This is a genomic window from Bradyrhizobium sp. CCBAU 051011 (assembly GCF_009930815.1).
Taxonomy (GTDB): domain Bacteria; phylum Pseudomonadota; class Alphaproteobacteria; order Rhizobiales; family Xanthobacteraceae; genus Bradyrhizobium.
The window spans coordinates 4,161,270-4,183,444 of sequence record NZ_CP022222.1 but is presented as its reverse complement, the minus strand read 5'-3'; the positions used below and the strand labels follow the sequence as shown (position 1 = coordinate 4,183,444).

The window sequence follows — 22,175 nt, the reverse complement described above, 5'->3', positions numbered from 1 at the left end:
AGCTGACCCCACCGCCATGGAGAAGAGGAGCTCGCCTTGAGTGCAGAGCCCGACTGTAGACTGCGGTTGAGGCTCAGAAACGGATCGGACGATACCATGGACAGATTGTCAGCTCTCGATGCCAGCTTTCTGTACGGCGAAACACCGGAATCACCGATGCACGTTGCTGGCCTGGCAATATTCGATCCGCCTCCCGCAGATGCCAACGTTTTCGTGGCGTTTCGTGACCATCTCAAGAGCAGGCTTCATCTCGTTCCTTTCTTCGAGCGCAAGCTGGCCCTGGCGCCGATCCAGCTCGATCATCCGGTCTGGGTCCATGACAACAATCTCGATCTCGAATATCACTTCCGCCACGTCTCCTTGCCGAAGCCGGGAACGCGCGAGCAGCTCGAGACCCTGGTGGCTCGACTGCACATGATCCTGCTCGATCGTAGCCGACCGCTTTGGCAGTATTATGTGATCGAGGGTGTGGAGGGCGGCGGCTTCGCGATCTACATCAAGATGCACCACGCTGGCATCGACGGCGGCGCGGGCATGGCCGCGCTTCCTATCATATTCGCCACCTCACCCGATCCGGAGCCGGTGCAACTGCCCTCCCCGACAACCAGGGACAGCAGGCCTCCCGAGCTCTTCCAGCTGATCCGCGATTCCTACGACAAGTTCTTCACCCAGCAGCGGGAGTTCTATCAGTCGTGGACCGATATCGGCAAAGCGATCGCGAAAGTGGGACAACGCGTTACGGAAGATTTGGCAAACCCGCCTCGCATGCTTCCGATCGCACCGAAAACCCTCTTCAATGCGTCGCTATCGGGGCCAGCGATCATTTGCAACCTGCACCATCTCGCTTCGTGAAGCGAAGGCGGTCGCCAAGCTAACAAGGTCGAAGCTGAACGACGTTGTCATGACGATCAGCGCCGGCGCCCTGCGGCGCTACCTGGAAACAACGGACGCACTTCCCGATGGGCCGCTGATCGCAGCTGTGCCGGTTTCACTGCGAAAGGCGGGCAACTCAGACATGAACAACCAGGTCACGGCGATGCTGTGCAACCTGGCTACCGACATTGCCGACCCGATACGCCAACTGGAGGCAATCGTGGCCTCATCGACCGATTCCAAGAAGCGGCTCGAAGATATTCGCGACGTCATCCGGACCGACATGACCTGGCTGGGTGCACCAATCATCATCACCGGCTTGGCACGATTGATGGGACAGGCCAAGCTTGCCGAGCAACTCCCCGCCATCGTGAACGTCCTGATATCGAACGTGCCGGGACCTAGAGAAACGCTCTATTGCGCTGGCGCGAGGATGATCAACTATTTTCCGGTCTCGATTCCGTCGAACGGCAGCGTCCTCAATATCACCGTTCAAAGCTATTTGGACAATCTCGACTTCGGGCTGATCGCCTGCCGAACCGCCGTTCCCGACATTGAAAAACTGGTGGATTTCCTGATCGACGAATTTGGGCGCTTGAAGAAGGCAGCGAGCGGCGGTGAGCCAAAGGTGAAAAAAGATCGAAATAAGGGAAGCGAACGCCGCCCGACGGTCGGCCTGAATTGCAGTCGCTGGTCGGTCTCCGATCGACGCGTTATCGCTTCCGCAACGGCCCATGAGAGGTCGAAATGAAACAGTCACAACGGAGGACGCCATGGCTGATAGCGCTTATAAGGTTATCGAATTGGTCGGCACCAGTACCGACTCCTGGGAAAAGGCTGCACGCGCAGCTGTAGAACGTGCTTCGCAAAGTCTGCGAGACCTTCGCGTGGCCGAAGTCGTCGAACTCGACATGCAAATCACTGAAGGCAAGGTCGAGGCCTACCGGGCGAAGGTCAAGGTTTCCTTTAAATACGAAGGCGAGCAGTAGCTTCCGCTCCGGCTGCAAACTTCGCCTCCGCTCGAATGTCACCTGGGGATGTCTCTGGACAATCTTCCGGCAATCGCCGCAGGCCATGAACCCAGCACCTATGCGAAGCCGGATTTGACGCAGCCTTGATCGAGGAACTTCATGCGGACGGAGCGGTCGCATAACGATCCGCCTGACCGACAATGAACTTGGAGATCGATGAAGATTGAGGAGCTGTTTAGCGTCCGGGGCAAGATTGCTCTAGTGACCGGCGGCGGCCGCGGCATTGGGGAGATGATCGCGCGCGCTTATGTCGAGAATGGCGCCAAGGTCTATATCACGGCCCGGAAAGCGGAAGCCAGCGATGCTCTCGCCTCCCAACTTTTCGAAAACCGGCGAATGCATCTCAATCACAGCCGATATTTCCCGCATGGACGAAATCGATCGTCTCGGCACCGAAATCGAACGGCGCGAGCGGAGGCTTGACATTCTGGTCAATAACGCCGGCGCGCTGGGGAGCGGATTTTCAATCGTCTCCCGAGTCCGGTTGGGACAAAGTCATGGACCTCAACGTCAAATCGGCCTTCTTCATGACTCAACGTGTTTTCAAGCTGCTGGCAGCAGTCGGCTCGAAGCAGGACTACGCCGCGTTATCAATATAGGCTCGATCGAGGGCATGCGGCGTCTGAAAGTCAACGACCGCCTTGCGCCACTAGCGGCCCTTCCTGGAAGTTGCGTGTTGCTCAACAGCCCGGTAATGCGACCGCGGTTGTCTGCCTTGCGGACACTACCCTACAGCACGTAGCGAACGTCAAGCTCGCGGCCAACCCATTTGACGTCGACAGCTTTGCCTTTGTAGGGTAAAGCTTGAAGTGCGAGCGATGACGAACAGATTTTGAACGCGACAGTCCCGCACCCATTTTTGAGGTGCGTGCGCCTTAGTTCACAGTCCACCACGCGGCACGAAGAAGCAGAGCTCGTCCCCCGTGCTCTTGTTTATGAACAGCACGGGCAAACGATCTGGGGTGTCTTCAGCCTTGATGATGTCGGGTGGGATGACTTTCCATTGGCCGTCTTTGAGGTATTGCCACTGGTCCGAATGGTCGTCTGCGACGCGGAAGCGTGTTTTGAAAACATCGCCGTTATCGCAACACGATTTCCACGGAACGCCGAGCCGGTGTTGAGCGGCGGGGTTCATTTCCTGTCTCTTGAACCATTCGTGGTGCGCCATCGACGGATCGTGAGCGTCAGCACGAAAGGACATCAGAAGAATACCGAACATCGTAAGTACGCGACCGAACGCTTTCATGGCAGCCTCCATTGTGGACTGTCACTAATTTTAGCATCCGCGAATCACACGAACTCTCCGGCAACCAAGGAAACCAGATTCTAAAGAAAGTGGCAGCCCCTTTTTAGCGGCTGTTAGCGCTTAGTAAGGCAAAAGCTCGGAAGCTTTTGTCCCAGCCAGGCTGTGGAAGTTCTTGCAATGACCTATGACTGTACCGGCGGCATGACGCTCGATCGAAGGTGAGTACGACGACAGCATGGTGGTTGCAGAAGTGAGAAGGGCAACGGCCGCAATCGCGGATATGATCAGATTTTTCATGGGAAACCTCCGGTTTCCTTCCACGAAGGTTCGTTCGACAGCTCGATGCAAGGTTCAAGGACCCATGGGCGCTGCTGAACTATGCACGTTGCCTCGCATTGCGGCTCCCCATTGAGATAAAAGAGGAAATCATTTCGATGGAACCTGCTATTAAAAAAACTCGATCACGTTTGGATGAGTGGACTCTTATGGACCGTAAAACCACATCAAAACGCGAGCTTGATGCTGGTGCAAGTTCAGGCTGGAATAAACGCTGATGAGGTGCACGCCGAGTTCTTCTCAAACCATCGGTCATGCAGCTCCGGCGGCGTCCTCTTTTTCAGTACCGCGTGCCACGACCTTCACGGCCTCGTCCGGCAGCGGTCGCTGCAACGCCTCGCTTCTTCCCATGGCGCACGCATCCGAACATCGCGTTCTTCATAGGTGTGGTCAGGATCACCGGCATCGCTTTGGGATGGATCGCCTCGACGATCGCGTTTGGTGCGGTGGGTCAAGAAGCCGTACACAAGATGCAGCGCCGGGGATCGGCTTGGACTCTGTGCCGCGGTCGCCCTTGTACTCGGTCCATATACCGACGAAGGTCGCGAGCGGTCGATCATCACCGAGCCCGAACCAGACGATGTCTTTCTTTTTGGTCTCGGGGTTCGGCTCTGGCGCGTACTCCGCGAAGCTGTTTCCGGCTTGAGCCAGCCTCGCCAGTGCGGCGAGAACGTGTTGCGGATGTTCGTGACCGGTGGCCCACAGTGCGCGGTGTGGCGGCATGCCCCAGCGCATCATTGTCATCTCGCGCTCGCCGCCCGGGTTGCGCGCCACTGGCGCCGGATAGTCGGGGAAGATGCCGGGCAAAGGCGGCAGGTTGCCGACGTAGCGGTTGACGACGCGGAAGGCGGCTTGGTTGATGGTGATTGAGTAGATATGAATTGCGGCGTTCTGCTGATTGCCGGCGGTAAAGCTGTCGCCGTCGCCATGGAACAGGACCACCCTGATACTACTGTCGGCCTCGGCGCGCTCGAGCGCGTCGATCATACATCGCACCTGTCAGGGCGTTCTTCTTGTTCAGACGCTGCAGCGTCAGGACCAGATGCAGTTGTCGACTTCCGTCTTTACATGCTGGCTTGACGCTCTCCGTCCAACTGCTCAGGCGACCATACGCTCGCGCTTGGGCGCGGCGACGCCGTCGAGGAAGCCCGTCAATCGCTCGCGAATGATGCGCTCGGCATCGGCCATGATGCGGTCGATCAACTCCTTGACGGTGGGCACGTCGTCGATCAGCCCTACTACCATGCCGCAGCTCCAGGCGCCGGCATCCATGTCGCCGTCGATCATGATCTTCGGATAGACGCCGGCCACCTCGTGGTGGATATCGTCGATCTTGAGGTTCTTGCCCTTCTCGCGTTCCTTCTCGAGCAGGCGTTAGACGCCCGCGTTGTTGAGCACGCGCTCGGTGTTGCCAAGGGCGCGCATGACAAGCCGCGTGTCCAGCTCGCTTGCCGCGACAATCGCCTTCTTGACGTTCTCATGAACGGGCGCCTCCTTGGTGGCGACGAAGCGGGTGCCCATGTTCATCCCGGCTGCGCCCATCGACAGTGCGGCGACGAGGCTCCGGGCGTCCGCCATCCCGCCGGAAGCCACGTTCTGCGGGCCGCGGTGACGGTCGACGCCGACCAGGATCGAGAGCCATAGGCCTGATGATCGTCGCTATCAGATCGTTGACCCGCGCGCGCTCGGCCGCCGCACAATTCGCGAACGCGCATCCTCTCATCGTCGCGGCGCTCTTCCTAACTATCGCAATCGGCCTCACCGGCCTCGCGGTGCTCGGTGCCATCTCACTCGTGAAGATGCTCATCGCGATATGACAGAGCAGAAGCACCGCGGCGGAATACGTGCATCATCAGGTTGCCGTCGCAGGGCGTCGCGGACCTTCGCCGCGACGCCCGTAGATGCGGCGTGCGCCGACGCGTGGCGGCGGCGATTGAAGGTCGTCAGGGCTAAGCAGACTCCGTCTCGCAGCTATCTGGGCTTATCAAGCCGCTGGGTGCTCTAGTTCCAGCACGCGCAGTCCAGCGGGTGTAATCTCGTATCTGCCATCTGGGCGGCGTACCAGCCACCCAGCTCTGACCATCTCCTGCGCAGTCTGCACGCTACAAACAGGATGACTGCCGCCGGGGTAGTAGAGCCTGTCAGTTCGGTCGATAAGGTATCCGTACAGCCGAGCTTGCCGGAGCGCTCTAATTCTCGGCTTCTCCATACCCTCACATAGTCACCAGCGGCAGGAATTGCGACTCCACGCTCTGCCGATCCGGCCTGACGTCGGCGCCTTTTCCTGGTCGCTCGCATTGCATGGGGGCACGCCGCGGCGCCGCCGATAGTGTCCTAATTCCCACAGTGCGAGCGCAAAAGCGTCTCTCGGTCGGATTTCGAACCGACTGGCCGGACCCATTCGTTTGAACTTATTCGCATTTCATTAGTAGCCGTTTGGCGGTCGAAAAATGGATGCACTAGGTATCGCCCTGACTGTCATTGGCCTCGCCATCGTTTGCAGGGGACTCATCTTCCCGCGCGGATTCTCGGAGAAGCCCAACGAGGAGAGCACGGCAATCGCGGAATTTGAGCGCTCCCAAGTAGGTGGATCTGGGGAGATTCCCCAGGGCGAAGCCGCAGGCGTGCCTCAGCATGTGGGTGATCCATTCGAGCGCCACCTGCTCGAAGATCTAAATGCGATGGAAAGCCGGGTGCGGAGCCCGGTTCTCTTGCGTTTGGGATCGGGGTGGCTGTTGTTCTTGAGGACTGGATTGACTGAACGAGCCACGGTGCGAGCAAAGATCGCAAGTTGGCTGAGAAAGCAGAGCAAGGCGACCTACAGGCCATCCAACAGATCTCGGACCGGTTGGACGGAACTTGCCGAAAAGCTGGCAAGACGAATGAAAATCGACGTGGCGATCTACGGCCGGTCGCGACGGTCGAAGGTTGCATTCCTCTTCGATACTTGAAAAGTTGCCCGGGACGCAGGCGCCCGGGCAAGTTTTGGGGAGGAGCATTGAGATCAGGCGACGTATTCGTTTGACTTGAAGGTCAAATGTTTCACGCCCTCGGGTGCATCTGCAATTTTGCGGATGCCGCCCCAAGTTTGTTTGTAATTGGGAATGATGAACTCGTTCACTCCCGCCGAGACCACGTTACCCTGCACACCGGTCGGATATGCGAACAGCATGAAAGTCTGCTTCCGCTTCGCCGTTGGCGTCGGTTAGGCGACGGATCAAACAGGGCCTTCACCGCCGTTGATTTCCTTGCCCCCTGCGCGCCTTCAAAGATCGGTACTGTGTCGACCTTGCAACCCGGATCGAAGATCCGCGCCACCGCGGCAATAAGCATCGCTCTGCCCACGGTCTCGTTGTAGGAGGTTTGCTCGGCACCAAGACACGTACGTAGCCAAGTGGTCACGCGTGATTTGCCGTCGTGCTGAAGGTCCGACAGATAATCGATCACCGGATGAAAGGCTCGATCGCCGGCCACGGCCTCAACCGCCTGCGCCGTCGTCTGGGTGTTGACGGCGATGCCCTCGCGCTGCAGCCATTCGGTCGCGAGCAAGTCGTCATACGACGACCAAGCGCGCTCAGACCATGGGGCCAGTTTGATGTCCCACGGAGGTGCGGCCTTGATGACGGTCTCACGCGAGAATTCGTCATAGGCGAGAACGCCGAACCAGGCTGGCGCCTCGCGGAGCGCTGTGATCGCGTTGGCAAGCAACGGGCGCGGCGCGCCTGTGCTTGTGACCAGCAGTCGGCTTTTCCAATCGCTCATGCCGTCACCCACATCGAAGTGGCGACGGCATCCAGACACCCTGGTGCGATCTCCTCGGTCCGGGCCACGGCTTCCTGTGACGTGATTAGGCCCTTCTGAAGAGCAAGGCCGATTAGAATGACTTCCTCGTCGATCAGCTTTAGCCGGCGGCTCGCGCAGCGAAGCGCAGCCAGTAGGTACTCGGCGTCCGGGTCGCGCGACGGCGGTTTGAAGTGCGCGTTCATCGCGGTCCCCCCGCGAATACAAGGGCCGCAATTGCGGACGCAAAATAGTATGCGAGCGCAAATCGTCGGCGAAGAATCCGCGCTTGAAGTTCGGGGACTGTGTCGGTAGACTCTTTGGGCTTATGGAAATCGGCTTTGTGCTTGGCGCGTCCTGGCAGGGGCGCCCTTTCGCTTTTCGGATCAGGTGGTCTGCGCATTGCGCACCTCCATTGAGACGCGCGGCTGAGACAAACATAGGGAAATATCTGGATTTCTGGCTGTCTCAGTCCTGGCTAAGCGCTTGTATTCCTTGAAATGCGACAGTCCTGCCGGGTCCACCAGCAAATCAAGGCGCATCAGGTTTCTCATTTTCCTGGTCGTTGGAGTATCGCACCAGACGCATGGCCTTCCACTCGGCACAAAAAGATGCCGTGCCCGAGGGACACGGCAAGTTTCAGGGAGGGTGAACCGAGAAACTCCCGGTGCATGCGTGAACCGTTGCCCGCGGATCGTCGGCCGGAGCGCAATCCGAAACTCAGCGACCGCTTACACCGCGATCACCATTTCAGTGCGGCCGTGCGCACGGGATGATCCCAGAGCGCGGTCGTCTCAGTGTCGAGCAGGCTCACCGTGAGCGAGCAGCCGGCCATATCGAGCGAGGTGACGAAGCTGCCGACCAGCGAGCGGGCAATGCGCAGCCCTCGCTTCTCGAGCATCCGTCGCGCCGCATTGTACATCAGGTAGAGCTCGATCGTGGGCGTGCCGCCAAATCCGTTGACGAGCAGGAGGGCCTCGGCCCCGTCGCGCGCGTCGAGATCCTGCGCGATGGCCGTCGTCATCTCGTCCGCGATCGCGTCAGCTCGCTCCAGCTTGACGCGGCGACGTCCCGGCTCGCCGTGAATGCCAACCCCCATCTCCATCTCGTCCTCACCGAGCGAGAAGGTCGGCGTGCCCGCGGCAGGGACCGTGCAGCTCGTCAGCGCCACGCCCATCGAGCGGGTGCGGGCGTTGACGCGCTCGCCGAGCGCAACGCAGCCCGCCAGATCAGTGCCCTTTTCGGCGGCCGCGCCGACGATCTTCTCGACGATGAGCGTACCGGCCACGCCGCGGCGCCCGATGCTGTGGGTCGAGTTCTCGACCGCGACGTCATCGTCGGTCACGATGGTCGCCGTGCGGCCCTCGGCGATCTCGGCCGCCATCTCGAAGTTCATGCGGTCTCCCGCATAGTTCTTCACGATGAACAGCACACCGGCCTCACCGGAAACAGCCTGCGCGGCCTCAACGATCTGGTCCGGCGTCGGCGACGTGAAGACCTGTCCCGGACAGGCGGCGTCGAGCATGCCATAGCCGACGAAGCCCGCATGCAGCGGCTCGTGCCCGCTGCCACCGCCCGAAACGAGCGCGACCTTCTTCGGGGTCAGCTCACGGCGCCGCACGAATTTCCGCTCCGGCCCAAGCGCGACGAGATCGGCATGCGCGGCCGCAAGCCCGTCGAGGCTCTCCGCGAGCACGCCGTCGACCGAATTGATGAACTTCTTCATTGTCTCCTCCCCGTTTCCTCCCCACCGCCTCACGCCTATTTTTCCTGCATGATGGCTATCAAGCGCCGCGCGAATTCCTGGAGCAACGTGTCGAGCTCTGCGTTCCGCTTGGCATTGCCAAGATCCGGCAAGTGCAGTGTCAAGGTCCGTTCGTGCGGTCCTTCGGTCAGCCGGCCGATCCGGCGCGGATGCGCGCGGGCATAGGCGCGAAGAAAGGCGGCCTTCGCCTGCGGCGGGAAGTGGCAGACATCGAAGATCGTGTTGAGATGCTGCACGGGTATTGGCACCGGGTAGGCAGGATTGCTGATCTGACTGACGAAGCTGCGGTTCTTCCCCATCGCATGGGCAAGACGCAGCCGCATGCCCGACGGGCGGCTGTCCAGCACCTCCTTGAAGATGCGCTTGTAAACCGCAACAGCGCCGGCGTCGGCCGGTTCATCGATCGCCGTGTCAGCCAACACCGCCTCCGCTGCTCAGCCGGTCGATCGTCTGCTTGATCTGCGCAAGCGCCGACGCGTTCACGGAAAGCTCGCGCAAGCCGCAGTTCAGCAATGCGGGGAGACAGCGCGGATCGCCCGCCATGTCGCCACAGAGGCTGACACTGATCCCGGCGCGCCGCCCGTGCTCGGCGGTCCGCGCGATCAGTTCGAGCACTGCCGGATGCAGCGGGTCCATCAACGGGGCGAGCGCTCCATTGGAACGATCGCAGGCAAGGACATATTGTGCGAGATCGTTCGAGCCGATCGAGAAGAAGGAAGCCTTGAAGCTCGTAATCGCCAGGGCCGCCGCCGGGACTTCGACCATGATTCCCAGTTCGGGAAGCATTGCGGCAATACCGTCCGCCTGCAAGCGCTGCACGACGTCGGAGAACAGCTTCCGCCCCGCCTCAAGCTCGTCCGCCGATGTGACCATCGGAAACATGACCCTGAGGTTTCCACGCACGGCAGCGCGCGCCAGCGCGCGGAGCTGAATGGCAAAGATCTCGGGCCGGGCCAGGCAAAGCCGCAAGCCCCGAACCCCGAGGAACGGATTGGCTTCGCCGTCCAGCGTGAAGCCCGGCACCGGCTTGTCGCCGCCCGCGTCAAACGTGCGAATGGTGACCGGGCGCCGGTCGGCCCAACGCAACACTGCATCGTAAGCCTGAAACTGCGTCTCCTCGTCGGGCAGGCCGCCCCGCTCCGTCAGCAGAAATTCGGTGCGCATCAGGCCGATGCCATCGGCATATTGCGCGTCGGCGTGCTCGAGATCGTCGACTCGCTGGATATTGATGAACAACTTGATCCGCTCGCCGCGCCACGCTGCCGTGGGCCGACGCAGGATCGCACGGGCGGACGCCCTGCTCTTGCGATGGCTTTCGCGCCGCTTCTCGAACAGGCGGACCTGCTCGGCGCCGGGATCAAGTTCGAGCGTCGCGCCTTCGCCGTCGAGCAACGCGGTGGCTCCGACGTCCGGAATCGCGCCGAGTTGCACGACCATGGGGATGCCCCGCGCGCGCGCCAGCATCGCGACGTGGCTGGTGGGACTGCCACGCAAGAGCGCGAGACCGCCACCGCCGGACCAGTCGATCTCGAGGAATCGCGAGGGCGGCAGATCGTCGGCGCAGACGACGGCGCCATTTGGAATCTCCAGCGCCTTACCTCCACCGCCTCGCAGAATGTTGATCACGCGGTCGCGCAGGTCAGCAAGATCGGAGGAGCGCGCCTTCAGATATTCGTCCGCCGCCGAATTGTAATCCGCGATCTGCGTATCGAGCGCCGAACGCCATGCGACGTCAGCCGCATCCCCCTCTCCGATCGACGCGAAAATAGCCTCGATGAAATCCTCGTCCTCCAGGAGCGCGACCTGGAATTCGAGAATTTGCGCGGCCTCGCCGCCGGCGATCCCGGCCAAATCCGCGATCTGCCCGCTTGCCGTGTCAATCGCAGCACGAAGGGCAAGCGCTTCTTCGGCGAGATTACCCGCGACACGCTCGCCGCTCGTATCAGCGTCGACCCGGACGAACGGACCATGGGCAAAGCCGATCGAGGCGGTTCTGCCGCGGTAGGCCAGTCCTGTCGCGCCACCCTGCATGCTGCTAGGCCCCCTCCGGAAAATCGGTTGCAATCAGATCGACCAGCGCCGCAACCGCGGCTTCTGCGTCACTGCCGGACGCCTTGATCTCGATCATGCTGCCGTGCGCCGCGCGCATCGCCATGATCTTGGCGATGCTCTTGGCGTTGATCCACTCGGTTGCGCCTGCGACCCGCACGGAAATCTGGGCCTGGAACTTCTTGGCAAGCTTGGTCAGCTTGACCGCCGGGCGCGCGTGCATGCCCACTGCGTGCACCAGCCGCACATTGCCGGTGAAAATCTGTCCGTCCGCTTTGTCCAGCATACCTATATTCCATCTTCGCTTCGCCGACGTCTCAGTCGGCAGAGAGTTCCTCGGCCACGGCCTTCACCTGGGCCAATGAGCTACCGCCTGCCGCCTCGGTCGCCGCCATCACGGCCCCCTCGACGATCGGTGCGTTGCATACGACAACGAGATCGCGCCGCGCGGGCTCCAGCATTTCGACCGCCATTTCGCTGTTGGTTTCGGCACCGCCGAGGTCAACGAGGATCGCGACGCCTTTGGCGGACCAGGCATCATTGATGGCGTCGATGATCAGCGAGACGCTGGTGCCCAGTCCGCCGTCGGGATTGCCGCCGCAGAATGCCACCTTTACCTCGCTGCCGACCATCTGCCGCACCATGTCGGCGGTGCCCTTGGCGATGTCCTTCGAATGCGAGACGATCACGATACCCACAGTGTCGGTCATTGCTGTCCCTCCAGGCTAGCGCAGACCGCCTGCACGAGAACGCAGCTCGAGCGTGCGCCGGGATCGATATGGCCGATGCTGCGCGGTCCAAGGAACGACGCCCGCCCCTTGGTGGCCTGCATCGGCGCGGTCCGCTCGACCGCTTCGGCGGCAGTGGCTCGGACCCGCCCAATCAGGTCCGGCTGGCCGGCCGACGCCTTCAGCGTCTCCAGGACGGGAACAAGCACGTCGAGCATCGTCTTTTCACCGGCCTGCGAGCGGCCACGCGCACTGACCGCGTTGACGCCGCTACCGAAGACGTCGGCGAGATCGTCCGGCAAATGTCTGTCGTGCGAGAGCGCTTCGCCGGCGGCGAGAAAGAAGCTGCCGTAAAGCGGCCCCGACGCGCCGCCGACCGTCATCACCAAGGTCTTGCCGATCATCTTCAGCGCCTCGTCGAGCGGTTGCGTGGAGATGGCGTCGAGCTTGCCGAGCACGGCTTCGAAGCCGCGCTTCATGTTTATTCCGTGGTCGCCGTCGCCGATCGCCTGATCCAGGCTTGTAAGCTCCGGCGCGCTGGCAATGACCTGCTCTGCGGCCACCTTGACCAACGACTTGAACGTCTCGGGTTGCAGCGACATCGAGTTTATCCTTTAGTGCATCATCGCGGGGATACGTTGCCCCGCGCGATCGAAACAGAGCGGATGAACCAGACGCAATTCGACCTCCTGACCGGCCTTCAACGGCTGCTGATGGGGATCCGCCAGCGTCACCAGTATCTCGCCCTTATAGTCCAGGTGAACGTGATTCTGCTCGCCAAGGTGCTCGACGCGGTGCACGCGACCGACCATCCGCCCGCCATTGCGCGCGGCAACCTTCAGATGCTCGGTGCGGATGCCGACGGTCTCGGTTCCGGGCGGCACTGCTACGTCGGACAGCAGGCGGGCAGGAAGGAAGTTGATCTGCGGCGTCCCGAGCCGCGAAGCGACATAGCTGCTGGACGGGCTTTCGTAGATCTCCCGCGGCGTGCCGAGCTGAAGAAGCTGGCCGTCTTTGATCACGCCGATCCGGGAAGCCATGGTCATGGCCTCGACCTGATCGTGAGTCACGTAGAGGATGGTCGCACCGAGCTCGAGCTGAATCCGCTTGAGCTCGAGACGAAGCTCTGCGCGAAGCTTCGCATCCAGCGACGAAAGCGGCTCGTCCATCAAGTAGATCGAGGGATCGCGAACCAGCGCGCGGCCGATAGCCACGCGCTGCATCTCGCCGCCGGACAGACGGGTGGCACGGTTGTTCAGCTTGCTTGCGATATGCAAGAGCTCCGCTGTCTGTTCGACACGCTTGCGGATGATGGGCTCCGGCACGCGCCGCGCGGGCGAGCGTAGCGGAAACGCCAGATTGTCGTAGACAGTGAGATGCGGATACAGCGAATATTGCTGGAAGACAAAGGCGATATCGCGCGATCCCGGTGGATCAAGCGTGACGTCGCGCCCGTTGATCATGACCGAGCCGGCGTCGGGACTCTCGAGCCCGGTGATCAGCCGCAGCGTCGTGGTCTTGCCAGCGCCGCTCGGCCCGAGCAGAACCAGGAACTCCCCGTCATTCACCGCCAGCGAGAGTTCGCGCACCGCCTCGACCGCACCGAAGCGCTTGGTGATGTTACGCAGGGTGACGTCAGCCATGGCGCGCGCTCCCCTCATTGGCGGTCCGGATCGCCAGGCCGCTGCCGACATCAAACAGCGCGAGGCGTTTGGAGTGGAATTCAAGACCCACCGTTTCGCCGATCCGCACCGACGCGCTGGAGGGCAGCCGCGCCGCGACGCGGCCATGCGTCGTGTCGACGGTGACGATCTGTGTGGTGCCGAGATATTCCGCGCCGAACACCTCGCCGCGAACGGGCGCCGCGTCGACGAAACGGATATGCTCCGGACGGATTCCGAGCGCCAGCGGGGCGCTCGCGCGATCCTCGTGGATCTCGGGGACTGGGACATTGACGCCGTGAAAGGCGACAGCCCGATCGCCGGAGCGCAGGCTGCTCTCAAAGCGCAGGAAGTTCATGGGCGGCGAGCCGATGAAGTCGGCCACGAACATGCTCGCGGGCCGGTGATAGACCTCCTGCGGCGAGCCGATCTGTTCGACGCGCCCCTTGTTCATGACGGCGATCTGGTCCGCCATCGACATTGCCTCGAGCTGGTCGTGCGTCACGTAGACCGTCGTCGCGCCGATGCGATCGTGCAGATCGCGAAGCTCGCCGCACATCAGATGACGAAACTCGGCATCGAGCGCCCCCAGCGGCTCGTCCATCAGAAAGGCCTTCGGCCGCCTGACCATGGCGCGCCCAAGTGCTACGCGCTGGCGGTCGCCGCCCGACAGCCTTGACGTCTTGCTCGACAAGAGATGCTCGATCCGCAGGAGCCGCGCCGTCTCCTGCACCCGCGCGCGAACCTCGCGTCGACCCATGCCCTGGCACTTCAGGGGAAAGCCGATATTGTCAGCGACATTCATGTGCGGATAGAGCGCGAAAAGCTGGAAGACGAAGGCGATGTCGCGGGCGGCCGCGCGGCGGAATGTCACGTCCTCGCCGTCGAGCAGGATCTTTCCCTCGGTCGGCAGTTCAAGGCCCGCAATCATGCGCAGCGTGGTCGTCTTGCCGCAGCCGGAAGGCCCCAGCATCGCAAAGAAGGTGCCGTCGTCGATGGTGAAGTTAGAGCCTTGCACGGCCGTGAACTGATCGAACGACTTGCGCAGGTTTTCGACGCGGATCTGTGCCATGGCTGCCACCCTATTCCGGAAAATGGCTGACGATGACGTATCCAACCGTGCCGGCGAGGATCGTCACGAAGGAATAGCTGTACAAATCGATCGACCAGGGCTGCACCAGCATGATGATGCCGCCCCCGATCAGGGTCATCGCGCCTGTCTCCCAAGGTCCGCGATGGAACCAGCGAGAAACTCTACCCTTGGCGACCGCAGAAGCGCTCATTTGCGCACAGCTCCGAAGGTGATGCCGCGCAACAGATGCTTGCGCAACAACACGGTGAACAGGACGATCGGCACGACGAACAGCGTGGTCGCGGCGGCTACGGCCGGCCAATCCTGTCCGCCCTCACCGATGATGAAGGGAATGAAGGGCGGCATGGTCTGCGCTTCGCCGCTGGTCAGGAGAACCGCGAAGGCGTATTCGTTCCACGAGAAGATCAGGCAGAAGATCGCTGTCGCCGCAATTCCCGTGACGGCCTGCGGCAACACCACCTTGCGCAGGGCCTGCAGTCGCGTGTAACCGTCGACGAGAGCGGCCTCCTCATACTCGCGCGGGATCTCGTCGATGAAGCCCTTGAGCAGCCAGACCGCGAGCGACACGTTCACGGCGGTGTAGAGCAGGATCATTCCGAGCCTGGTGTCGGTCAGATTGAGCTGCCGGTACATCAGATAGATCGGGATCGCGACCGCAACTGGCGGCATCATTCGCGTCGAGAGGATGAAGAACAGGAGATCGTCCGCCAGGGGAATGCGAAAGCGCGAGAAGGCATAGGCCGCGAGCGTGCCGAGAAAGACGGCCAGGAACGTCGATCCGAACCCGATAATCAGCGAGTTGACGAAACGCGGCACGACCTTCGACGGTCCGGCAATGACCATGTCCCGCTCACGCACGAGCTTGTCGTACCATGTCTCCGGCGGCGGCAGCTTGGCGATGAAGTCCGGCGTCTGGCGGGTGCGCACGGTGAACAGGTTCACATAGCCCTCGAGTGTCGGCTCGAAGATCACCTTGGGCGGATAGGCAATGGCGTCGCTCTGCGACTTGAATGCGGTGGCGACGATCCAGAGCAGCGGCAGGATCGTGATCACGGCATAGAGAATGACGAGGCCACCGGCCACGGCCTTTGCGCGTGGCGAGGCTTCGACGATGGAGTGAGCGGTGGAATTGGCGACGGCGGCGGTCATCGTTGCTTCACCTTTTTGAGCACTTTGACGTAGATGTTGGCGGCACCGAACACGGTCACGAACAGGATGATGGCGAGCGCGGAGGAATAGCCGGTGCGCCATTTCTCGAACGCCGCGCGCTTCAGCGTGATCGACACCAGTTCGGTGGTCGACCCCGGTCCTCCCGACGTCAGTAGATTGACCATGTCGAACATCTTGAAGTTCTCGATCGCGCGGAACAGCACCGCGAGCATCAGGAACGGCACGGTCATCGGCAGCGTGATCGACCAGAATTGCCGCCAGGCCGAGGCGCGATCGACTTCGGCCGCCTCGTAGATGTAATCGGGAATGGAGCGAAGCCCGGCGAGGCAAATCAGCATCACGTAAGGCGTCCACATCCACGTGTCGACGAGCACGATTGTCCACGGTGCGAGCGCGACCTGTCCGGTCATGCTGAACGAGCTCGGCGGCACCCCCGTGAACAGGCTGATCACGTAGTTGAACGGACCGATCTGGGGCTGCAACAGCAGCGTCCAGAAATTGCCGACCACGGCCGGCGACAACATCATCGGCAGCAGGATGATCGTGGTCCAGAAGCTGTGACCGCGGAACTGGCGGTTGATCAACAGCGCCAGGCCATACCCGATGACCACCTGTAACGCCACCGACCAGATCACGAATTGCGCCGTGGTCTGAAGCCGGAACCAGACGTCCTCGTCGGTGAGGATGTCGCGGAAATTATCGAGCCCGACGAACCGCAACGGCAGATAGGACATGCTGAGGTTGAGGCTGGTGAAGGATAGCCGGATCATCCACACCAGCGGAAAGATGTTGATCGCCAGCAACAGCGCGATCGTCGGCGCAACGAACAGCCAGGCGATGGTCCGGTCCGACAGGCCGCGGACGCGCCGCGTGGCGCGAGATCTGGCGGGCTCGCTCATACTGGCAATCGTAGCATCATCAGGTTGAAGGATCGTCGTCATCTGGTCCATCGGCTGGCTGGTTCGGCTTCCCCGAGGCACGTCCCCGGGGAAACCAGTTCAGTTGATGCGATTGCCATGTCTATTGCGACGCGACCTGCTTGCCCTGCTCCTTGAAGACCTTGGTCCAGTCCTTAACCAGGAGATCGAGCGCCTGCTGCGCAGTGCCCTTGTCGGCGACGACGTAATCATGCACGCGCTTCTGCATGTCGAGCAGCAGTTGCGCATAGGACGGCTCGGCCCAGAAGTCCTTGACGATGCCCATCGACTCCAGGAATTGCGGGGCGAATGCCGCGCTCTTCGGGAAGTCGGGCGCATCGACCACCGCCTTCAGGGCCGAGTAGCCGCCGAGCTGCCACCACTTCTGCTGCACGGCGGGCTGCGCGAACCATTTGATGTAGGCGAGCGCGTCGTTCTTGCGGTCGGATGTCGCGACGACCGAGATGCCCTGCCCGCCGAGCTGGGTGAAGTGTCCGTTCGGACCGGCCGGATTGACGAAGAAGCCGATCTTGTCGCCGCCGACATTCGGATCCTTGTAGAGGCCGGGGAAGAAGGCGAACCAGTTCATCTGCATCGCTACCTGGCCGGACTTGAAAGCATCGAGCCCCTCCTGCATGTAGGCGTTGGTCATGCCCGGCGCCGTGCAGCACTTGTAGAGCTCCTTATAGAACTCGAGCCCTTTGGCCGCGTCGGATGAATTGACGACGCCCTGCATCTGGTACGGCTTCTTCGGATTGTCGTAGCTGAAGCCAGAATTGTAGAGCACGTTCGTCACGCCCATGGTGATGCCCTCCGAGCCGCGCTCGGTGAAGATGTATGCGCCATAGACCTTCTTGCCGTCGATCTCGCGGCCCTGGAAGAACTCCGCGATCTGCTTCAGCTCGTCATAGGTTTTCGGCGGCGCCAGATCGCGGCCGTATTTGGCCTTGAACGCGGATTGAATTTCGGGCCGCGAGAACCAGTCCTTGCGATAGGTCCAGCCCACCGCGTCTGCCATGGCCGGCAGCGCCCAATAGTTCGGCGAGTTCTTCGGCCACTGCGAATAGCCGACGACCGTCGCCGGGACGAAGTCGTCCATCGAGATCTTCTCTTTGTCGAAGAAATCGTTGAGCTTGACGTACCACTTGTTTTCGGCGGCCCCGCCGATCCACTGGCTGTCGCCGATGATCAGGTCGCAGAGCTTGCCGTGGGAATTGAGCTCGTTCAGGAAGCGATCGGCATAGCTCGTCCATGGGACGAACTCGTACTTCATCTCGATGCCGGATTGCTTGGTGAAGTCCTTGCCGAGCTCGACCAGCGCGTTGGCCGGATCCCATGCCGCCCAGCACAGTGTGAGCTGCTTACTCTGTGCTGCGGCTTCGTTCCCGCCAAACATCCCCAGCAGCGCCGCCCCAAGGACCGTGGCTGCCGCCGAGCTTCTTAAACAATTTAATGTCCGCATATCCGTTTCCTCTCTCGTTGAAGCATCTAACCTGCTCGGCGGTCCCTGCCGGAACGACGCCAAGACCCTGAAACCGAGTTTGAGGAGCGATGAGTGAAGGACGAGACGCACCATTTCTGGAAACGGGTCCAGAAGGCTTGGGCTCCTCCCACACATGCACTCGAATGCGTGATGTTTAGTTTTTTGTAATACTAAACGTATTACTAAATTTCGGAGGCCGTCAAGCCGGTTTCTCGCGAGCCTGGCTAAAAGATTTGCGGCGTTCGCGTGAGCAAGCGGGATGTTCGCAACGCAGCAAATTCCCGACGGTTGTTGTAAGCACGATTGCCGATCTGGTCCGGCGGAGATAATTCGGCCCACCTGGATAACAGGAGCGCCAGAAGACTGGACATAGCCAGCATGTTTAGCAAACTAACTTACTGAACGTTCAACAAAGCGATTGAGAGCGCGAGCAGTCTCCCCGTCGGCCGAAATCTGCCATTGCGGTGGATCACACCAGCTTTCGCACCAGAAACGACCTCGCCAAAGCGCAACGCACGCAATCGAACTCAAGCAATGGCGCAGCAAAATCAACAAAGCCGATCTCCCGCTCATAACGGTCTGGTTGCAGGTTCGAGTCCTGCCGGGCCCACCAGCCTTCGCTCGCGTATGCGGACACTTTGAAAACGACTCGCTTCCCGCTTTAAGAACGACTCTTTGCTCGTTCCCATCCTTGTCGTTTCCGTTGCGATGGACGCAATCGTGTCGGAGGCCGACGACTCGAAACAAGAATTCCTTGTCGGCCGCGAGGTCGAGCACCCGTATGCCAGTGCAATTCGGTAGAGCACGTCGACCTTCGCGAGGTTGTGGTACAGGATGCCGCGCAGATGGCTGCGGACCTTCCCTTGACCAGCGCGGGGTCTTTGGAGATCTCGGAAAGAGTGAACTTCTCCTTCTTTAGGTCTTCGCTCTCGTCGACCAGGCGCTGCAAGGCATCGGTATCGGCGAAGACCTCATTGAGCAGAGTGTCGCCGAGATAGGTCTCCAATGCCGTGATCTGATGTGAGAACACCAGCCGGTTGACCAGATGTCCCCCGTCGTCCGAGCCGTGGCTCGCGAGGAGGTCGGTCGTGTCCCTGAACGAGCCCAGAAAAACGAAACAGGGATCGTGGGGAGGCGTGAGATCCAGCCATTCGTCGGGGTCGGGCATTTCGTGCTCGAGACCGTAGTCGAAGTCTTCGAGGATCTCGTGCTGACCGACGTTGGTGTCGTCATAATTTTCAACGCCGACCGGATATTCCCACAGGCCCCAGGTCAGCATCCCCAGAGCCGGGTGATCGACGGACGCTTCGTGGTGCAGCTCCGGGCCCATGCCCCTTTCGTCGCTGTCGACGATCTCCCAGTCGAGCTCGTCGCTTTCGATCTCATGGATCTCACCGGTTTCGCGGTGCCTGATTCGAGCGGTTCCCCGACAATAGACCTGCATTCGACCTCATTCCCTCCACGACGAAGTGTCGACGTTTATCGCTGTGTCGTCGAGATCGAAGTCCTCCGGCGTGGTCGCCGGCGCCGAGGTGGTGCACTCGAAGGGAAAGCTCTCGTTGAAGTCGACCGGGTCATGTTTGCCGCCCGCCATCAGCGTGACGCTGACAGTCCCGGTGAAGCGGCATCGAATCCTGTCCGCGTCCACGCCCAATACCTCCGGGTCGTCGACCAAACGCCTCCGGTCTCGTATTTTCCCGAGATCTCGTCGAGTTCTGCGATCGTCTGATTTATGAATGCGCCGGTGGCGTCGCCATGTCTCAAAGGTGCCAAGAACAGACCCCATTATGGTGGAATTACTGCTTCACTTCGGGAGCGATCAGCGAGGCGTTTCCCGTATGAATCTTCGCCAGATCGAGACGTTCGCGGCGGTAATAAGGTGCGGTGCCGCATCAAGAGCGGCGAAGTCCTGTGCGTTGCACAACCGGCGGTCAGCCGCAGCTCGGGATAGCCAGGAGCTACCACGTCGCCACGAGGCCCTAGGCCTCCCGACCATCAACAATGCGCTGACCAGTTTGTGGGCAGACGACGGACAGCACTCACGAGTGGCGCGGATCTTTTTCTACACATGGCCGAGTCTTTTTGCATTGGTATCCACAGCGCGCATCCCAGGCTCGAGACACCACAACCTTCGTATCGCCCTGCGGGCCCTTTCCGTATAATTGAGTAATTGAGCCTCAATCTCAATCATTCCAAATATTTTAGCAGCTCGAGGAGGGCGACAGTTTGGACCAGCGGCTGTTCCCTTCCCGAAGCAGGGCTGCGCCGAGTCCACGCGGCCTGCGCGGATCTGCAGCGGACCACTCAACTCCTGATGCTGCCATTGAGATGACCCGCATTCTGGACGAGCCGCCGGTACTGGTGCCTGAGGTTTTGCACGGTGATACGCGCCTGACTCGGAAGTGGGCGCATGGCGGGTTGCAAGAGGATTACATGCGGGGCGTTGCTGGGCACGTGGCTGTCGGCTGCTACGAAGGACAGCACCAGATATCCTGGCGGATTGAGAACAAGCGCCTGACTTCCAGGACCAACTCGAAGGCCTTCACCCTCATTCCGAAAGGCGTTGACGGCCACTGGAACATTGCTGGCCCGGTGGTCGTTTCGCATGTCTACCTCACTCAGGAACGCATCCAGGCATGCGCCGACGAGATTGCGGGTGGAAGACGTATCGAGATTGTTCCGCGCGTGGCTTTCGCCGATCCAGCGGCGGCGGGGCTGCTTGAAATTCTGAGTCACGAGGCGACGCGGGACAGCGCATCGTCCCGTCTGTTCGTGGAGCAGGCGATTGATCTTCTCTGCTCGCGGCTGATCCGGGAGCATTCATCATTTGGCAGCTTGCCTGCTCCCGTTAGAAAGGGCGGCCTTGCTGACTGGCAGGTGCGGCGTGTTACGACGTTCATGCGCGAGAATCTCGAACAGCATATCGGGCTCAATGAGCTCGCCGCCCTTGTCGGCCTGAGCCGCTTCCACTTCTGCACGGCTTTTCGGCACTCGACCGGCCATACCCCGCATGCATGGTTGACCGCGCAACGCATGCGCCGCGCCCGCGAGCTTCTCACCCAGTCAGGCCTGAGTGTCACACAGGTCGCGCTTGCAGTCGGTTACGAGACGCCATCAGCCTTCACGGCGGCTTTCCGTACGATTGTCGGAGTGACCCCATCGGGGTTCCGACGCGCTCTGTAGGTGCCCGGTGGCAATTCATCGCAACACCGAGATAGTCGCCGCAAAATCCGAACGGTACACCCATCGAGTTCGTGCTTAGTTCGCGGTGCTCATCTGAGGCGATGGCTTGGCTGCGCTTGATACTCCGGTGCGCAGCGCAATCCGATCCGCTTCCGAGCGTCGAAGAGGAATTATGGGCCATCTTGTCGCAATCAGCGAACTCATCACCTCATAAGCAAGCGAGCAGACGACCATGAAAAACGAAGAGCCGTTCACCGACGGTGCTGTCGAGATCGAACATAGGCGTGGCGGATTATCGCGCCGTTCGATCCTGCTTACGGTCGGGGGAGTGGCCACTCTCGCGGCCGCGTCGGAAGTTGCCGCGCAACCTATATCTGAACAGCCTCCCATCGCATCCACGGGACGGGTCCGCTTGGTCGTCAACGGAAAGCAGCATGAGCTTGACCTGGACCCCCGCCGCTCACTGCTCGACGTGCTGCGCGAAACGCTCGATCTCATCGGGACGAAGAAGGGCTGCAATCAGGGCGCCTGCGGCGCTTGCACCGTGCTTCTCAACGGCAGGCGGATCGTCTCCTGCCTGACGCTGGCCGCGATGCATGACGGGGCTGAGATCAAGACGATCGAGGGCCTTGAAACGAATGGCGAGCTTCATCCGCTCCAGACTGCATTCGTCGAGCACGATGGTTTGCAGTGCGGCTTCTGCACCCCGGGACAGATCATGTCGGGAATAGGCTGCATCGCGGAAGGCCATGCGGGTACGCCGGATGAAATCAGGTTCTGGATGAGCGGCAATATCTGCCGTTGCGGGGCCTATCCGGGGATCGTCGCCGCGGTCGCCGACGCTGCCAAGAGGGCCTGAC

General features: G+C 61.1%; 27 protein-coding genes and 3 pseudogenes. 8 read left to right on the top strand and 22 right to left on the bottom strand.

Annotation, left to right across the window (positions count from 1 at the left end):
• Positions 1-36: 36 nt before the first annotated feature.
• The 4 genes from ACH79_RS19770 (at position 37) to ACH79_RS44020 (ending at position 2,327) form a co-directional block, all read left to right on the top strand.
• Positions 37-852, top strand: coding sequence for a wax ester/triacylglycerol synthase domain-containing protein (locus tag ACH79_RS19770; RefSeq protein ID WP_161852485.1), 816 nt, complete (start codon positions 37-39; stop codon positions 850-852).
• 49 nt (positions 853-901) lie between these two features.
• Positions 902-1,624, top strand: a complete 723-nt coding sequence (locus tag ACH79_RS19765) for a WS/DGAT domain-containing protein (protein WP_161852484.1) — start codon at positions 902-904, stop codon at positions 1,622-1,624.
• 22 nt (positions 1,625-1,646) lie between these two features.
• Positions 1,647-1,862 (top strand): dodecin family protein, encoded by a 216-nt coding sequence (locus ACH79_RS19760; RefSeq protein WP_161852483.1) that lies wholly within the window; start codon positions 1,647-1,649, stop codon positions 1,860-1,862.
• 198 nt (positions 1,863-2,060) lie between these two features.
• Positions 2,061-2,327 (top strand): SDR family NAD(P)-dependent oxidoreductase, encoded by a 267-nt coding sequence (locus ACH79_RS44020; protein WP_371419432.1) that lies wholly within the window; start codon positions 2,061-2,063, stop codon positions 2,325-2,327.
• Positions 2,328-2,784: 457 nt separating this feature from the next.
• Here ACH79_RS44020 and ACH79_RS19750 read toward each other — a convergent pair whose 3' ends face one another.
• The 4 genes and pseudogenes from ACH79_RS19750 to ACH79_RS19735 form a co-directional block, all read right to left on the bottom strand.
• Positions 2,785-3,150: a hypothetical protein gene (locus ACH79_RS19750; protein ID WP_161852482.1), complete on the bottom strand. Its 366-nt coding sequence runs from the start codon at positions 3,148-3,150 to the stop codon at positions 2,785-2,787.
• Between the two features lie 120 nt (positions 3,151-3,270).
• Entirely contained in the window at positions 3,271-3,447 is a 177-nt protein-coding gene (locus ACH79_RS19745; protein WP_161852481.1) for a hypothetical protein, read from the bottom strand.
• A gap of 291 nt (positions 3,448-3,738) precedes the next feature.
• Positions 3,739-4,368, bottom strand: a pseudogene (locus ACH79_RS43020) (SOS response-associated peptidase family protein).
• A gap of 216 nt (positions 4,369-4,584) precedes the next feature.
• Positions 4,585-5,079, bottom strand: a pseudogene (locus ACH79_RS19735) (NAD(P)H-dependent flavin oxidoreductase); the annotation flags it as partial.
• 56 nt (positions 5,080-5,135) lie between these two features.
• On the opposite strand from ACH79_RS19735, the gene ACH79_RS19730 reads away from it, so the two are divergent.
• Positions 5,136-5,303: a hypothetical protein gene (locus tag ACH79_RS19730; protein ID WP_161852480.1), complete on the top strand. Its 168-nt coding sequence runs from the start codon at positions 5,136-5,138 to the stop codon at positions 5,301-5,303.
• Between the two features lie 633 nt (positions 5,304-5,936).
• A complete protein-coding gene (locus tag ACH79_RS19725) occupies positions 5,937-6,437 on the top strand; it encodes a hypothetical protein (RefSeq protein WP_161852479.1) in 501 nt (166 codons plus the stop codon).
• A gap of 53 nt (positions 6,438-6,490) precedes the next feature.
• Here the strand turns inward: ACH79_RS19725 and ACH79_RS44015 are convergent.
• From ACH79_RS44015 to ACH79_RS19640, 18 genes and pseudogenes are all read right to left on the bottom strand, one after another.
• Positions 6,491-6,691: pseudogene (locus tag ACH79_RS44015) on the bottom strand (hypothetical protein); the annotation flags it as partial.
• A complete protein-coding gene (locus tag ACH79_RS19720) occupies positions 6,604-7,248 on the bottom strand; it encodes a VapE domain-containing protein (protein ID WP_161852478.1) in 645 nt (214 codons plus the stop codon). The pseudogene ACH79_RS44015 and the gene ACH79_RS19720, both read right to left, overlap by 88 nt.
• The gene (locus ACH79_RS19715) at positions 7,245-7,472 is read right to left on the bottom strand and encodes a hypothetical protein (RefSeq protein WP_161852477.1); all 228 of its coding nucleotides are present in this window, start codon (positions 7,470-7,472) and stop codon (positions 7,245-7,247) included. The genes ACH79_RS19720 and ACH79_RS19715 overlap by 4 nt, the downstream gene beginning before the upstream one ends.
• A 180-nt stretch (positions 7,473-7,652) precedes the next feature.
• Positions 7,653-7,820, bottom strand: coding sequence for a hypothetical protein (locus ACH79_RS19710; RefSeq protein WP_161852476.1), 168 nt, complete (start codon positions 7,818-7,820; stop codon positions 7,653-7,655).
• A 188-nt stretch (positions 7,821-8,008) separates the two neighbouring features.
• Positions 8,009-8,992, bottom strand: coding sequence for a dihydroxyacetone kinase subunit DhaK (gene dhaK, locus ACH79_RS19705; RefSeq protein WP_161852475.1), 984 nt, complete (start codon positions 8,990-8,992; stop codon positions 8,009-8,011).
• 35 nt (positions 8,993-9,027) lie between these two features.
• Positions 9,028-9,450: a hypothetical protein gene (locus tag ACH79_RS19700; protein ID WP_161852474.1), complete on the bottom strand. Its 423-nt coding sequence runs from the start codon at positions 9,448-9,450 to the stop codon at positions 9,028-9,030.
• Positions 9,443-11,062 carry a phosphoenolpyruvate--protein phosphotransferase gene (gene ptsP, locus ACH79_RS19695; RefSeq protein WP_161852473.1) on the bottom strand — a complete coding sequence of 540 codons (1,620 nt, stop codon included), beginning with the start codon at positions 11,060-11,062 and terminating at the stop codon, positions 9,443-9,445. Before ptsP ends, ACH79_RS19700 begins: the two co-directional genes overlap by 8 nt.
• A gap of 4 nt (positions 11,063-11,066) precedes the next feature.
• Positions 11,067-11,366, bottom strand: a complete 300-nt coding sequence (locus tag ACH79_RS19690) for an HPr family phosphocarrier protein (RefSeq protein WP_161852472.1) — start codon at positions 11,364-11,366, stop codon at positions 11,067-11,069.
• Positions 11,367-11,397: 31 nt separating this feature from the next.
• Positions 11,398-11,790 (bottom strand): dihydroxyacetone kinase phosphoryl donor subunit DhaM, encoded by a 393-nt coding sequence (gene dhaM / locus ACH79_RS19685; protein WP_011086355.1) that lies wholly within the window; start codon positions 11,788-11,790, stop codon positions 11,398-11,400.
• The gene (gene dhaL, locus ACH79_RS19680) at positions 11,787-12,410 is read right to left on the bottom strand and encodes a dihydroxyacetone kinase subunit DhaL (RefSeq protein WP_161852471.1); all 624 of its coding nucleotides are present in this window, start codon (positions 12,408-12,410) and stop codon (positions 11,787-11,789) included. Before dhaL ends, dhaM begins: the two co-directional genes overlap by 4 nt.
• A 12-nt stretch (positions 12,411-12,422) precedes the next feature.
• Positions 12,423-13,451 (bottom strand): ABC transporter ATP-binding protein, encoded by a 1,029-nt coding sequence (locus tag ACH79_RS19675; protein ID WP_161852470.1) that lies wholly within the window; start codon positions 13,449-13,451, stop codon positions 12,423-12,425.
• Positions 13,444-14,541, bottom strand: coding sequence for an ABC transporter ATP-binding protein (locus tag ACH79_RS19670; protein ID WP_161852469.1), 1,098 nt, complete (start codon positions 14,539-14,541; stop codon positions 13,444-13,446). Before ACH79_RS19670 ends, ACH79_RS19675 begins: the two co-directional genes overlap by 8 nt.
• 10 nt (positions 14,542-14,551) lie before the next feature.
• Positions 14,552-14,680 (bottom strand): hypothetical protein, encoded by a 129-nt coding sequence (locus ACH79_RS45140; RefSeq protein WP_371419431.1) that lies wholly within the window; start codon positions 14,678-14,680, stop codon positions 14,552-14,554.
• Between the two features lie 68 nt (positions 14,681-14,748).
• On the bottom strand, positions 14,749-15,711 hold the full coding sequence (locus ACH79_RS19660) for a carbohydrate ABC transporter permease (protein ID WP_161852467.1): 963 nt from the start codon (positions 15,709-15,711) through the stop codon (positions 14,749-14,751).
• Positions 15,708-16,631 (bottom strand): carbohydrate ABC transporter permease, encoded by a 924-nt coding sequence (locus ACH79_RS19655; protein WP_161852466.1) that lies wholly within the window; start codon positions 16,629-16,631, stop codon positions 15,708-15,710. Before ACH79_RS19655 ends, ACH79_RS19660 begins: the two co-directional genes overlap by 4 nt.
• 121 nt (positions 16,632-16,752) lie before the next feature.
• Positions 16,753-18,111 carry an ABC transporter substrate-binding protein gene (locus ACH79_RS19650; RefSeq protein WP_161852465.1) on the bottom strand — a complete coding sequence of 453 codons (1,359 nt, stop codon included), beginning with the start codon at positions 18,109-18,111 and terminating at the stop codon, positions 16,753-16,755.
• A gap of 682 nt (positions 18,112-18,793) precedes the next feature.
• On the bottom strand, positions 18,794-19,576 hold the full coding sequence (locus tag ACH79_RS19645; RefSeq protein ID WP_161852464.1) for a hypothetical protein: 783 nt from the start codon (positions 19,574-19,576) through the stop codon (positions 18,794-18,796).
• Positions 19,577-19,582: 6 nt separating this feature from the next.
• Positions 19,583-19,807: a hypothetical protein gene (locus tag ACH79_RS19640; RefSeq protein ID WP_161852463.1), complete on the bottom strand. Its 225-nt coding sequence runs from the start codon at positions 19,805-19,807 to the stop codon at positions 19,583-19,585.
• 653 nt (positions 19,808-20,460) lie between these two features.
• Between ACH79_RS19640 and ACH79_RS19635 the strand changes: the two genes are divergently transcribed.
• Complete coding sequence (locus ACH79_RS19635) at positions 20,461-21,315, top strand: helix-turn-helix domain-containing protein (protein ID WP_161852462.1); 855 nt, start codon at positions 20,461-20,463, stop codon at positions 21,313-21,315.
• Positions 21,316-21,547: 232 nt separating this feature from the next.
• Positions 21,548-22,174, top strand: a complete 627-nt coding sequence (locus ACH79_RS19630) for a (2Fe-2S)-binding protein (protein ID WP_161852461.1) — start codon at positions 21,548-21,550, stop codon at positions 22,172-22,174.
• Position 22,175 lies beyond the last annotated feature (1 nt).